Here is a 14,251-nt window from a genome sequence, read left to right on the forward strand (position 1 = left end):
TACTACTCGGAAATGTGTCAATATCCTTGTATTTAAAAGGAGCTAGATTGCTATTATAGGAGGAACCTATTAAAGCAATAGCTTTTATATCTAATGAAAAGGGTTATCTTATGTTACAATGAGAGCATCATATAGTCGATAGAGATGCTTACCAAGCAGCTTTACTAATTTAAGGAGTGAATGACAGTCATGGCAGATGTGAAAAAAATTGCTGTAATCGCTGGAGACGGCATTGGTCCAGAAGTCGTTGCAGAAGCGGAAAAAGTATTGAAGCGTACCGAAGAGCTTTTCGGTTACCAATTTGAAACAGAGCATGCTTTGTTCGGTGGAATTGCCATTGATCAAACAGGTACACCACTTCCGGAAGAAACATTGAAAGTTTGTCAATCCGCAGATGCTGTTCTTCTAGGTGCTGTAGGTGGACCGAAATGGGATAACAACCCGAAAGAAACGCGTCCGGAAACAGGTCTTCTGGGTATTCGTAAAGCGCTTGGTTTGTTCTCTAACATTCGCCCGGCTTTCATCTTTGACTGCTTGAAAGAAGCTTCCACATTGAAACCGGAAGTACTTGAAGGAACGGATCTGATCGTTGTTCGTGAATTGACAGGCGGTATCTACTTCGGTGAGAAATTCCGTCGTGAAACAGCGAACGGTCAAGAAGCTGTAGATACTTGCGCATATAACGTTTCTGAAATCGAGCGTATTGCTCGTCAAGCGTTTGACATTGCCCGCACACGCCGCAAAAAACTTGCTTCCGTTGACAAAGCAAACGTTCTGGAAACTTCCCGCCTATGGCGCGAAACGGTTAACCGTATTGCGGTTGACTATCCGGATGTTGAGCTTGAGCACGTGCTTGTAGACAACTGTGCAATGCAACTGCTGCGTCGTCCATCTTCCTTCGACGTCATCGTGACAGAGAACATGTTCGGTGACATCCTGAGCGACGAAGCTGCAATGCTGACAGGCTCGATCGGGATGCTGGCATCCGCATCGCTTGGCGAAGGCAGCTTCGGCTTGTATGAGCCGGTACACGGTTCTGCGCCTGATATCGCAGGCCAAGGTATCTCCAACCCAATCGCAACGATTCTATCCGTTGCTTTGATGTTCCGCCTGACTTTCGGTTACCACGATGCAGCGGATTCCATCGAACGCGCTGTGAAAGAAGTGCTTGATGCAGGCAACCGCACAGGCGACATCGCTGTCGATAAGAGCAAAGCAATCGGAACATTGGCTATGGGCCAACTGATTGTAGACGCTATGCGTAAATAAGAATAAGAGCTTGTCCGCTAAGCATCTGTGCTGCAGCGAGCAAGCTCTTTTTTTAGTGATACGTGGGATTAGGATGGAAAAGGAAGCGCAATTAAACGTGTTCAAGGACCTTTCATATTTTAAAGTAATTATTATGTTGTATGTGGTCTAATTATTGACTTTCATCTATTCGGATGATACCATTTTATACGAAGAAGATAGATTTGAGGAGGAATTATACACATGGCAGAGCGTTTAGTTGGTAAACAAGCTCCAGATTTCACAATGGAGACAGCTACAGGTGACGGTACAGGGTTTGGCAAAGTATCTTTGTCCGACTACAAAGGCAAATGGTTAGTATTGTTCTTCTACCCATTGGACTTCACATTCGTATGTCCGACAGAAATTACAGCGCTTAGCTATGCTGCTGCTCAATTCAAAGAATTGGACACTGAAATTCTTGGCGTTTCCATCGACAGCATCCACACGCACAAAGCATGGATCAATACACCTGTTAACGACAATGGTCTTGGCAAATTGGAATTCCCACTTGCTGCTGACATCACGAAATCCGTAGCACGTGACTACGGCGTTCTAATCGAAGAAGAAGGTATCGCACTTCGTGGTCTTTTCATCATCGATCCAGAAGGCGAATTGAAATACGAAGTTGTTAACCACAACGATGTAGGCCGCAGCGTAGAAGAAACACTTCGCGTGCTTCAAGCGCTACAATCCGGCGGATTGTGCCCAATGAACTGGAAACCAGGCGACAAAAACCTTGTCGTAAAATAAGCTTTTTTTTACATAGACAAGCTCCTCTTAGCTGGCATGCGAATGCGGCGGGGGGAGCTTTTCTTCATGAAGGAGAATGAACGTGACCGTACCTACGCATCTGCAATATACAAGAGATCATTATTGGATACGCATAGAAGGGAATGAGGCTGTCGTCGGCCTGACGGAAATCGGCTTGCTTGCCTGGGGGATGGTTCTATTCATCGAGCTTCCGGAACGCGGAGTGGTGCTTGGGCAAGGTGATTATGCAGGCTCCTTGGAGACTGCTGAAAGTGAGCATGATTTGCTAGCGCCGTTATCCGGCGAGGTCATTGCTGTTAACATGCTGCTGGAGCGGGCTGTGATGATGCTGATTGAGTCGCCTTATGATAAAGGGTGGCTGTTCAGAGTAGCATGCAGCGAGCACTCGGAGCTGGAGCAGCTGTGGGATGCGCAGACGTATGCGTCGAGTTATTCGTTTGAGTGAGGGTACAGCCGAAAGCCGTAGGACTACTTTACAGGGTCTTGCGGCTTTTTTATTGGTGTAGCCGGATTGAAGCCTGTTTCATTGGACGTCTTCCAATGAAACGGCGATTTCAATGGCTACAAAGGTCATCTCGTTGGATGAATTCCAATGAAAGGACTGAATTTGGCCCTTTTTCGGCGCAAAAAAGTCAGCTTTATTCGATTTTGTCCAACGAGAATGAGATATTACCCGCCAGTTTAGCCAATTTATTGGTTTTCATCCAATGAACCCGGTGCATCATTTTACACGCTATGTCCAAAGCAAAGGTTTGAATCGAAGTTAATGGAATCAGCAAAAAAACCGCCGGGTTAGCACTTATTCAAAAAAAGTGTTAACCCGGCGGTCCAGTTGCATTATTGTTTGGAGAGCTGCTTGTATTTGTTTAAGTACTTCACAACGGCAAGCACATAAGTCGCATGCGACCAGGTAAGAGGGGCGACGGAGACCGGATCGCCTGAGAAAGGATCCAACTGCTCAGAGAGGACGCCGCTTTCCATAGCGTGTTTGACGACCCATTCTAACGTCTGGCGAGGCGCTTCGAGGTCAGCGAGTGTTTTGGCGTATTCGATTTCCCACTCTGCGATCCAAAGCGTACAGATGATCCAAGGGTTTCCGGGTACATTTTCGATATCGGTGGAACGTTGGAAGTAATAATCATGATGATAGCGGGCAATGCCACCGACGCCTGTTTTAATTCTAAGACCTTCTTTATTCGCTTTCATGGTGCCGACAACACGCTCATCGTCAGCAGGCAGGACGCCGAATTCAAATATACCGTAAACCGAGCTTTCGAGCGTCATATCTTTGACCCATTCGCCGTCCTCCATGTACAAACCGCGAACGAATCGGCCTTCATTCTCATCCCATAGGTGCTTGAGAATACCGGCTTTAATTTTCTCCGCTGTATGCTTATAGCGGTTGCTGCGCTCTTCGTCCCCGAAGAGGTTGCTGAAATTGGAAGCTGCGATAAGTCCGCCATACACCGCTGAAGCGGTAAAGGTATAGATCCCGTAACGCTCTTCCCATAGATCATAACTAGGCTTCGGCAGGTTCAATTCCTGATCGATATAAGTGGACATGAATCTGGCCGCTCTGCGAATTAAATTGCGATAGAGAGATTGGGCGAATTCAAGGCTTCCATTTTTCTGGAAATCGGCCCAGAGAGCGAAGAGCACAAGCGCTGTTTCATCTTCTTGAATAGGGAGCTGGACACGTCCGGAATGAATATAAGGATGCCAACTGGAGCCTACGGTGCCGTCCGGATTATATTTATGATGCAGGTAACCTTCAGGAGACAGCACATTCGCACAGAAGTTGAAGAAAGGAATAATCATCCCTTGGTAGCCGGCCATGGACATGGAATAAGCGATCAGGGCGCCGTCCCGAGGCCACATGTAGCTGTAATGATCGCGGTTGCTCTGCATGATATCCGAATCGTTCGCGGCGATAATCGCGCCGTTCACATCGGTTTGCGTCCTGACAAGGAGCAAGCTTTGTTTGAAGAGGCGCTGTACATCGGGATTCAAATCTCCGTAATCTCTTTCGATCTTATTCGCCCAGCGCTGCCAATAAACCGTTACGCGATCGAGCAGCTTGCCGGGGTGGCTGTCTTTGACGTAGGCGTCAAGCTTCTTGACTTCCTCAAGCGTTTTGCCGGCGCCCATCCAGTAGTAGAGCGTTTGGTCGGCATTTGGCGGCACAAAAAGTCGAAAGGAGATCGTACTATCGACAGATCCTTGGGCAATGGCGTTGCCCATGAGATGCCCGTCTTCCGCATCGCGCCATGTGCCTTCCGCGTTATAAAATCTTTTGACACCTGTAGAGTATTGATAAATGCCTTCTGTTCCGGTGCTGCCATTGAACATGAAATATCTGTCTTTTTTATAGTGGAATACCGTATTCGTCAAAGGATAGAAGGCAGCGGTATCGCCGACCTCAGTTTCATTAATGAGCAAGTCCTGATTGAAGAACATTCTCACTTCGCGAACGGTATGATTGTGATTCGTAATTTGGATGCGTTTAATATAAATATCCTCTCGCTGATGAACGCCGTCATTCATGAGTAAAGTGATGCCAAGACCAGGATGCGTAGCTCTTACTTCAGTAACAAGAGAATCTTCCACATAACCAAGCTGGAACTGCCACTCGGGGGAATTCAGCCAGGCAAAGTCACCATCCACCCAAATACCGACACGGCACTGATAACCGCCAATATGATTAAGCTGGCCTACGAAAGGATAGTACAGATCTCGCATATAGGAATGCTGATCGAGATTAATAAGAAATTTTCCGTTTCCGATGACCAGATGTCTAGGCAATACAATCACTTCCCCACTCTTTTGTTTGATCAAAATCGAACATCGTTAGCACAAGGCCTGCCAATAGGTTACCTAATAATTACCAAGGAATCAATGTTTCTTTGAAAAAATTCTGAAAATTTCGACCGAATACGCTTTCATTTGGCATAGATGTCCATATTATTTGATTATTTCCTTTTGATGCGGGATTATACCCGATGACCGCTCGTGAGCGATTAATTTCGTGTACAAAGTAGCCGTTATGGCACCGATCTGCTCCCATCCAAAGTTGTCATGGATTTTGGCCAAAGCCTGAGCAGCAAGTTCAGAAGCAGCAGCGGGATTTTGTAAAAGCTGAACAATTTGCAAAGCAAGCAGGTTAGCATCATCTGCAGGAACTTTATATCCGTTAATTCCATGGTCTACGATATCGGACAGACCTCCTGTATCCGAAACGATAAGCGGTGTACCGCTGGCCATCGCTTCCAAGGCCACAAGGCCGAACGGCTCGTAGAGGCTGGGAAATACACAAAGCTCGGCATGATGTAATAGCAAGCTTTTGTCCCATTCATCCAAGAAACCCGTGAAATTGACACTGTCGCCGAGCGGGGCAGCCGAGAGTTGGAGCGCTTCAAGTTCTGGTCCTGTACCGGCAATCACCAACTGAACCCTAGGATACTCCTTGTGAACGTGCAGCATGGCGTTAATCAAGAGGTGCACGCCTTTCTCATAAACAAGCCTGCCGAGGAAAGCGATAATGGGACGAGCAGCCTCTCCATCCATAACCGAGAGTACGCGAGAAAGCTCCAGGTTAACCGCTGAATCATGAGCGCCGGGTACCCGAAATGGCATAACGCCATTAGGGATATGGGTCATTTTATGAAAAGGAGTATGAAAAAGGTGCATAACTTCTTGCAGCATATAGGGGCTGCAGACCACCAGGTGATCGGCTTCGTGCGCTAATTTATTTTCTAGGGCATGAATGCGCTTTTGCGCTGGCGTATCCAACTTGCCCAGATTGCGTCCCGACTCCGTCGCGTGAATCGTGGCTAGAAGAGGGATGTGCAGGATCATCTTGCACTCTTTCGCGGCATAGTAGACGAGCCAATCATGAGCATGGATGATATCGAATTGTTGTCCTTGAGCGAATAGGCGCTGGACGGTATCCGAGAATGCCAGGTTCATCTGAAACACCCAATCCAGGAAATGAAGGGGTTCAGCGGAAGAAAATACGTCTACACGGTGAATATGCACACCGTCGAGCAGCTCGTAGGACAAGCATTCGGGAGACAGGCATGTGACGACATGAATCTCCAAACCGCTTGCAGCAAGCTGTACAGATAGGTCACGAACGGCTCTGGCGAGACCTCCGATGACTCGTGGCGGATATTCCCAGGCAAGCATCAGAACGCGTAGAGGTTTTGGAGCTTCCGGCAGTGAAAGGGCATGGAATGAACGCTCGGCGGCATCTGGGAAAAAGCTGATCGATGAAGCAGGCTGAAAAAGACGATAATGCGCCTCGGGCATAAAAGGCGTTTGCCGCTCCAGGGTCAGCACAAGCTCGGAAAGTGCTTTGTCTGTCATTTCAGCTTTATCCTCGTCGTCAACAGTATCTAACAATTTATGGAAAGAAGCGAGATGCGTCTCGATTCGTTTCACGGCGTAGCTGGTTACCGTTTCAGCATCCAGGATGAAGGTCCAGTCGCTGCTTTGTGCGAGCATCAACTCGCGCGCGGCTTGATTCAGCGCACGAACCTGCAGGCCGCTGAGCAGCTCCGGCTTCCGGTGCTTATGCGCCGCAAGCACCAAGCGATCCTCCGCCGCATGCAGCAGCGGATGCACCCACTGGCTGCGCGGCTGCAGCCAGACCTCGGCGAAGCCGCCACGGCCCCAGCTGGACTCCGGCAGCGTGGCGGCCGTGGTCGGCACATAGGCGGCTGCATAGCCGCCTAATGTCGCCGTCTCGCAGCGCGCAGCGGCAAGGCCGCGCAGCACGGCCTCCAGCCACTGGTGGCCTTCATGCCACCAGTGGCCGAACAGCTCAGCATCGTATGGACATACGATGACCGGCGGCTGCGGCTGCTGATCCGCGCAGCCCCGAAGCTGCGCCACCCGGCTGGCGACGAAATGCTCAGCATGCTGCTGAGCTTTCTGCGCGGCCAACGCCGGGTCGTAGGGCGCTTTGGCGTCACCCTTACCGGTGACGCGGTGGTACTTGAAGCCCGTATGAATGCGTGCGCCGTCCGGCAGCACATAGGGCTTCAAGTACTCCCATTCGGCCCCGCCGCTGTGGCCGAGGTCAAAGCCGATATCGCGGTAATATTCGCGATAGTCGGGGTCGCTCGGGTAACCGCTTTCGGCGCTCCATACTTGAGCGCCGGCTTCGAGGTCCCGAGCGTAGGCGCAGGCGCCGTTTGGCGTGCGCAGGGGATAGCTTGTGGGTGCCCCGGCAAAGGCATGGGCATCCACCACGAAATAGCGCAGCCCCAGTGCCTGCAAGTGAGGCTCCACGGCAGGCGTATAGCCGCACTCCGGCAGCCAGATGCCTGCCGGAGCGAATCCGAAATGCCGCCTGAATTCCTGGACGGCGGCTTCAAGCTGCGCGCGCAGAGCGGCGTCGTTCTTGACCAGGGGCAAGAAGGCATGTGTCGCGGCGCACGTTATTAACTCTAAGCAGCCTGAGCTTCTCAGGCTGCGGAATTTTCCGATCAGATCGCCCCTCAGGCGATCGTACAAAGCAAGCAGCCGATGATAGTGATCGGCGTAGAGCCTGGCTGTTGGGCCAAAGTCGGCATGACCCCACAGGCGAATCACTTCGCGCTGGGACAGCTCGCAGAGGGAGGCCAGATGCTTGCGAAGCCGTTTCTGCAAGCCGGTATCTTCCAGCATAGCAAGCAGCGGCGGAGATAGGGATAAAGTCAGCGCGAAGGGCACGCCGTCCTCAAGCAGCCGATCCATCATTTCAATGAGAGGCAGATAGCTGTCCACAACCGCTTCGAAAAACCAACGTTCTTCTAACGTAATTTCCGCTTTATGATGACGCACGTAAGGGATATGGGCATGCAGGAGCAGAGCAACATAACCGTGTACGTTTGTGCTCAATCGAGATCGCCTCCGAATTCCGAATCTGCTGGGTGTGTGCACTTGGGTAAGTACACGGAGTAGGCCGAGAAATACTCATGAGCTATAGAAGCCTTAAGCTGAATGGAAACGGCAGCAGGCCTGTAAGTAACTTGGTTTTCCGTTGTTAAAACGTTTGAAGGAAATTCTTGATTCGTATGTATATGGGGAGTCTGAATCGTATTAGAACGCAGAAGCGGGAGAAATTGTCCCTGCTCATTCTTAATGCCGAGTTCTGCGAAGTAAAACCGGCCGGGTAGGAAACCGTTCAGGAAGCAGCATTCTCCTTGTGGAAGGGGGAGTTCAGAAATTGTATCTGGCCGGTGAGTGCTGACGGCTTGTTCGACAGTTGTTTCATAAAAACGCAGAGTGGGCTGAAGCAGGAGCCAGTCCGCTCCGAAGTGATCCTGCACCATCCTTTTTTTCCGCGAAGAAAGCTGCCAATAAGCAAAAAGATTAGCCGATGACTGCACCAGCAAGTAGAGTGTATCCCTGTCATTTGAATGAGCAGAGAAAGCTTGAGTAGGAATCAGACTCACCTTTTCTTAGGTCGTAATGGGAAATAAATGGGATAGACCATTCGGACAACATTGTAGCATACGCACCTAGGAAACGAAAAATCTCCTCCTTTCAAGAAGGGGGAGATCTCCTGTATGTGCTTTACTTGATTGGAGGTTGACCTTCCATGTATCGGGTCTCCGTAAGCCTCATTAAAGAATCATATCGATTGACAGAACTCAAAATCAACAGATAATCATCCTGATTAATATTCGTATAAGATGCCTTGAAACCGGTATGATATTGAACCGTCATACTGGAAGATTGATCGTCATACTGCACAAAAGCGATCTGCCTGGAAACACTTGGAATCATATTCACGCCGCTCTCCCCTTCATCTTAAGACTTCGGATCACCCGCTAATGGATATATCTGTCATATAGTATGCTTATTGCAGCACATTTAGAATGTGGTCTCGGTAGGAATGGACAAGCTCTTCGGCAAGAGCCGGATTCTGAGACTGGGCGACAAGCCTAAAAACAGGGTCTTCACTATCGGGCAGCAGCAAAATCCAACCATTTTCGTGATAAAATTTGATCCCGTCCACTAAATCAACAGGCGTGTCCTTGGCCTTGTTCATCATACTCCGCATCACTTCTCCCTTGGCGTCCCATGGGCAATCGATTTGCTCGCGGTGCAGATAGAAACTCGGAATCAGAGATAGAAGCTCTGACAGCGGTAAACCGGTTCTGCCTAGATGAAGAACGACAAGTCCAATGGCAAAAAGCGAGTCAAACAAAGGATGCATCCGCGTCTGCTCCGTAGCTTCTAGAATGGAGCGTTCCCATTCCTTGGTGCGAATGATTGTAGCGCCTAGTCCCTCGGCCATGCTCTCCAGGAGCTCAGGCGCGCTGACGGGAGCGCCGATGGTTGCTCCTGGCCGACTGTGCAGGTAGCACAGGTATAGGAAAACGGTCTGCAAATCCGTATCGACAAGCTCTCCCTTCTCCGTCACAAGCTGCAAGGTGCGGCCGTCGTCCAACATGCGCAAACCCAAATTGGCCCCGGCTAGCGATGTGAACAGGGGGAGTGGTTCCTGGTTATTTGCCGCGGTCACATGAATCGCTTCCAGTCCCAATTTCTCGAAAAACGGCACCAGATAAGGCTGCAGCCAAGGGCTGGCTTCAATGACGATCCTCATAGTCGATAGGGGCAATTTTTCTCCTTCATCTGCGATTTCTTCAGATAACGTACGGACATAGGTCTGAAACCAATGTGTTTCATCTTTATAGCTGCCGAGGTGTTCCATCGATGCCCGTCCGTAATCCTCTTGCCAAAAGCTGTTTTCCACTTTGCGCTCGGCGGATCTTGTAATAGGGAGCCCTTCGGCATCCATGCAAGCCAACAGGCACCGTTCGTTCTCCTTGCCTGACCAATCCAGGTGGATACCTCCTGCGGCGCCCAAGTGACGAATGGCAAACGAAGCTGCCGGAGCCAAGCAATCCCCCAAATCAATGACATGCGTGCCGACGGATTGCAAGCTTGCTGTCAAAGCACGCTTAAGCAAACGAGTGAAGGTATGCGGGGCACAGCTTACAGTGAGTGTTTTACCGATAGCAAGCGTTGCACCGTAGGCCGTGCCGAACTTGGCGGTCATCTCGGGTGTTAGTTCGAGATTGGGAAGGCCGCTGACTCCGCGGGTTTTGAAAAGCGTTTTAGCAGCATGCTCCCCCCATATATGAGAAGTATGAAGGCGGGATTTATCGCGAATTTGTTTATGGGGCCATATTTTCACATGAGGCTCGATTCGGCTCTTTTCCCCGATGATGACATGATTGCCAACGACCGACCCTTCACCGAGATACGAGGCCTCTTTGCAAACAATGCGGCTGGTTAGCGTCGAACCGTCTAATTCGTTATGGGGGGCGATGTGGTTATGGTCCCAGAGTACGCTGCGCGTGAGCTTGCTGCCCTTGGAAAGCCGATTATTTTCCCCGACGATGCAGTATTCTCCGAGTTCTACCCCGTCCTCAATCTTACTCCCTTTGCCGATAAAAGCGGGTCCAACGACGCGGGCTGTGTCACTGGTCTCTACATCGTCTGCGATATATACGCGAGGCCGAATTTGAGTGCCGTGGATATGGAGCTGTACCTTGCCATCGAGCATATCAAACTGGGTTTGCCGATACTGCTGCAAGTTTCCGATGTCCATCCAATATCCGCTGCTGACGTAACCGTAGAGCCCTCTATTTTCTTGAAGCAATGCCGGGAAAAGCTGCTGGCTAAAATCAAACTCCTGGCCCAGCGGCACGCGCTCCAACAGCTCCGGCTCCATGATATAGATGCCGGTATTCACCGTGTCGCTGAACACTTCCCCCCAGCTTGGTTTCTCCAAGAAGCGGGTAATCAGGCCGTTCTGATCGGTCATGACCACACCGTATTCCAGCGGATGAGGGACACGGGTCAGCAGTAACGTAGCTTTGGCTTGCTTTTCTTTGTGAAAAGCGAGCGCCTGCTCCAAATCGAAATCGGTTAAGGCATCACCGCTAATGACGACGAAGGTATCGTTTAGAAACTCATGCGCCTGCTTGACGCTTCCGGCTGTACCCAGTGGACTCATTTCTTCAAAATAGTGGAGATTAACGTCAAACGCTTCTCCATCGCCAAAATAGTCGCGAATCACTTCAGGTTTATACTGCATTGTGACGGCAATGTCCTGGATGCCGTGTTTGTGCAGCAGCTCAATAATATAGGCCATGCACGGTCTTCCCAGGAGAGGCACCATGGGTTTGGGAAGATGGCAGGTAAGGGGGCGAAGCCGTGTGCCTTTGCCTCCAGCCATAATAACAGCCTTCATAGTGGGTCCTCCTTAGAGTTTTCTTTAGAAAACTTGCTTCGTAAGCGTGTGCTTGAGTTTTCTTTAGAAAACTTGCTTCGTAAGCATTTGCAGTTGCTTAACTTTTTACTGTAACCGGAATGTCAGAGAGATTGGTGGTCAGTTTGCGATAATCCTCCTGAACATGCGCAGCAATATGGTTCCATTGGTAATTTTTCTGCAGCAGCTGGTAGGCGCTGTCGGCCATTTTGGCGGCTAATTTGGGATGCAGCAGCATTTCGGAAATATGCCATGCCAGCGAATCGACGTGTCCCGGCAGAGCTTTGTAGCCGTCCACGCCATGCCGAATGATTTCAGCCAGACCGCCTGTATCCGAGAGAACGAGTGGCCGCCGACTGGCCATAGCCTCTAAAGCAACGATTCCGAATGGCTCATACAAGCTCGGTATGACACAAACATTGGCATATTGATAGAGCTGGGCACGGTAGCTATCATCTATGAAACCAGTAAATAAGATGCGATCTCCTAAATGGGCCGCTAACGCGCGAAGTTCGTTTTCCATCGGTCCTGAGCCGGCAATGATGAGCTTTGCTTGCGGCACATGCGTTAAGATGCCCGGCATGGCATGGATGAGCGTGTGAATTCCCTTTTCATAAACAAGCCTGCCAATATAGAAAATGACTTTATCCTGTTTCGCAATTTCACGAGGACGTTTCCCTGTTTCCTTGCCGGATGACAGAGAGAGCTGAATGCCATTTGGATGAACGGTGACTTTATCCGGAGGCAAGCTGAAGATGCGGACAACTTCCTCTTTCATATAGGAGCTGCAAACAAAAACGCGGTTGGCCTCATATGTCAGTTTCCACTCTAACTGATGAATTTTGCGCTGTAAGTCGGAGCCCAAATTCCCTTGATTTCTTCCCCATTCCGTCGCATGAATCGTCGCTATCAAAGGGATGTTGTAACTCATTTTTATTTCTCTCGCAGCGTGAAAAACCATCCAATCATGTGCATGTAGCAGATCAATGCGGCCGCCATTATGCACCCAATTGACCAAATGATCCGTCATGGCCAGATTCATTTCGAAAGTCCAGTGATAAAAGGATGTATCACCGGAATGCTGAACAGGCAATCGATGGACATAGACGCCATTTTTATTCTCAAAAGAAGGTGCGCCGTCATAGGACGTCGTGATGACATGCACTATTTCTCCAAGGGAAGCAAGGGCTTCCGACAGTTCATGGACGGCTTTCGATAAACCGCCGACTTGTTTGGGCGGATATTCCCACGCCAGCATGAACACATTGTGGCGATGTTTTGTAGCTTCGAGTAAGTCTTCCCATTCACTTCTGCTAGGAATAATAGGAATAGGCGACTGGAGGCTGACGCTTCTGAAAGCTTGATACTCGACATCCGGAAGGCAATGATCGTGCTCCTCTAATGCAGCAAGGAAATCCTCATCGATCTGATAACGATTCAATTGATCACAAAGTTGGTGGAAGCAGCCTAGATGGTTTTTTATCCGGCGGCTGGCATAATCAGCATAGGTTGCCGAGTCCATCAGGAAGGCCCAATCGCTGCTCTGAGCCAGCATGAGCTCTCTGGCGGCTTGATTCAATGCACGCTGGAACACATCGGCGTTTGCTTTGTCAGCGTGATTGAGATGCTCCTGATTTGCGGCTAAGTGAATCATCCGCTTCTCCGCTTCATGAAGATGACGGTAAATCCAGTCATTGCTTGCTTGCAACCATGTTTCAGAGTTGTGGTTGCGCCCTGTGCTGGAAGGGTTCAATTGGCCGACACCGGCCGTTGGATACTCATCTAGGTATTCGCTGGGTGTTATCATTCTCACCGCCGTCTGATCGAGAAACATTTTGCGGCAAAGCTGCTCCAGAAAGTGGGGACCTTCATACCACCAATGCCCAAAAATCTCCGCATGATAAGAGGAGACGATAACCGGTTTTCGGTCCAGCCAGCGACGCGCTTTTTGCACCTGCTTTTGGCGATGTTTGAGAAAATCATCAGCATGCTCTTCCGCTCTTTCGGAGGCGAGTGCCGGATGATAAGGCATTTTGAGCCGGCCTTTACTTGTATTGCGGTCGTATTTGAACCCTGCGTCGTTAGCCGAATAATAATCTCGATAAAGAAAATCGCTGCTATACCCATCCTCAGGTGAGCAAATTTGATGAATAGATGCTAGATCGCATGGAAAAGCCGTCACGCCGTCAGTCGACGTCAGCAACGGAGCCAACTGTTCACGATGGGGGTGAGGGGATGCAAAAGCAACGGCGGTTGCGTCCGTGAAAATATACCGAATGCCGGCTTCGCTCAAAATCCGCTCAATCCCCGGCGTATAACCGCATTCGGGTAACCAGAATCCGCGCGGCTTTTGATCGAAATAACGCTCAAAATCTTTAACCGCCGTTAGAATCTGAGCCCTGATGGATTCTTCCGTTTGCATCAAAGGCAGATAGGCGTGTGTAGCGGCAGATGTTACGATTTCTATATGACCTAATTCTTGAAAATGTTTGAAGGCGACAATGACATTTCCGTCATAACTTTCGTACAAATCCTGCAGCTTTTGGAATCTTTGCGAATACTGGTAGGCAGCCGGGAGGAGGACGGGGTCCTGTTGTAACCGAACCTGTTCGCTATCTGTAAGCGTAATAAGCTTTTGGAGATAAACACGATATTTGGCTTGCCAGAACGGATCGCTGAACAGAGATAACAGTGTCGGAGTTATGGAAAAGGTCATGCGGAAATCAATTTGATCTTGCGAGAGTTGTTGCATGACTTCCAATAATGGCAAATACGTTTCTGTCATAGCTTCAAAAAACCAACGTTCTTCCAACGCAGTGTCCGGACTTTGATGGCTGATATAAGGAAGATGAGCATGCAGGACGAGGACGAAATACCCCTTAATCTCAGGCTTTGATTTCAAGCGATTAATCAAAA

9 protein-coding genes are annotated in these 14,251 nt (G+C 49.7%); 3 read left to right on the top strand and 6 right to left on the bottom strand.

Features of this window, described 5'->3' with window-relative positions; all coding sequences use genetic code 11:
• Positions 1-189: 189 nt before the first annotated feature.
• The 3 genes from leuB (at position 190) to ACUN27_RS05550 (ending at position 2,506) form a co-directional block, all read left to right on the top strand.
• Positions 190-1,269, top strand: a complete 1,080-nt coding sequence (gene leuB / locus ACUN27_RS05540; protein WP_127455529.1) for a 3-isopropylmalate dehydrogenase — start codon at positions 190-192, stop codon at positions 1,267-1,269.
• Positions 1,270-1,491: 222 nt separating this feature from the next.
• Complete coding sequence (locus tag ACUN27_RS05545) at positions 1,492-2,040, top strand: peroxiredoxin (RefSeq protein WP_127455530.1); 549 nt, start codon at positions 1,492-1,494, stop codon at positions 2,038-2,040.
• A 76-nt stretch (positions 2,041-2,116) separates the two neighbouring features.
• Positions 2,117-2,506 carry a glycine cleavage system protein H gene (locus ACUN27_RS05550; RefSeq protein ID WP_445558532.1) on the top strand — a complete coding sequence of 130 codons (390 nt, stop codon included), beginning with the start codon at positions 2,117-2,119 and terminating at the stop codon, positions 2,504-2,506.
• Positions 2,507-2,898: 392 nt separating this feature from the next.
• Here the strand turns inward: ACUN27_RS05550 and ACUN27_RS05555 are convergent, their stop codons facing one another.
• The 6 genes from ACUN27_RS05555 to ACUN27_RS05580 form a co-directional block, all read right to left on the bottom strand.
• On the bottom strand, positions 2,899-4,863 hold the full coding sequence (locus ACUN27_RS05555; RefSeq protein ID WP_315954025.1) for a glycoside hydrolase family 15 protein: 1,965 nt from the start codon (positions 4,861-4,863) through the stop codon (positions 2,899-2,901).
• A 159-nt stretch (positions 4,864-5,022) separates the two neighbouring features.
• Positions 5,023-7,986, bottom strand: a complete 2,964-nt coding sequence (locus ACUN27_RS05560) for a 1,4-alpha-glucan branching protein domain-containing protein (protein WP_445558533.1) — start codon at positions 7,984-7,986, stop codon at positions 5,023-5,025.
• Positions 7,941-8,501, bottom strand: a complete 561-nt coding sequence (locus ACUN27_RS05565) for a DUF4912 domain-containing protein (RefSeq protein WP_315953948.1) — start codon at positions 8,499-8,501, stop codon at positions 7,941-7,943. Before ACUN27_RS05565 ends, ACUN27_RS05560 begins: the two co-directional genes overlap by 46 nt.
• A gap of 121 nt (positions 8,502-8,622) precedes the next feature.
• The gene (locus tag ACUN27_RS05570; protein ID WP_246069161.1) at positions 8,623-8,835 is read right to left on the bottom strand and encodes a hypothetical protein; all 213 of its coding nucleotides are present in this window, start codon (positions 8,833-8,835) and stop codon (positions 8,623-8,625) included.
• 73 nt (positions 8,836-8,908) lie between these two features.
• A complete protein-coding gene (locus ACUN27_RS05575; protein ID WP_445558534.1) occupies positions 8,909-11,317 on the bottom strand; it encodes a sugar phosphate nucleotidyltransferase in 2,409 nt (802 codons plus the stop codon).
• Positions 11,318-11,414: 97 nt separating this feature from the next.
• Complete coding sequence (locus tag ACUN27_RS05580; RefSeq protein WP_445558535.1) at positions 11,415-14,249, bottom strand: 1,4-alpha-glucan branching protein domain-containing protein; 2,835 nt, start codon at positions 14,247-14,249, stop codon at positions 11,415-11,417.
• Positions 14,250-14,251 lie beyond the last annotated feature (2 nt).

The sequence above is a fragment of the Paenibacillus sp. WC2504 genome, from assembly GCF_052682475.1.

Excerpts from the sequence above, each read along its gene's own strand:
- ACUN27_RS05575 (WP_445558534.1), bottom strand. The coding sequence starts at position 11,317 with ATGAAGGCTGTTATTATGGCTGGAGGCAAAGGCACACGGCTTCGCCCC.
- ACUN27_RS05545 (WP_127455530.1), top strand. The coding sequence starts at position 1,492 with ATGGCAGAGCGTTTAGTTGGTAAACAAGCTCCAGATTTCACAATGGAG.
- ACUN27_RS05570 (WP_246069161.1), bottom strand. The coding sequence starts at position 8,835 with ATGATTCCAAGTGTTTCCAGGCAGATCGCTTTTGTGCAGTATGACGAT.
- ACUN27_RS05550 (WP_445558532.1), top strand. The coding sequence starts at position 2,117 with ATGAACGTGACCGTACCTACGCATCTGCAATATACAAGAGATCATTAT.
- leuB (WP_127455529.1), top strand. The coding sequence starts at position 190 with ATGGCAGATGTGAAAAAAATTGCTGTAATCGCTGGAGACGGCATTGGT.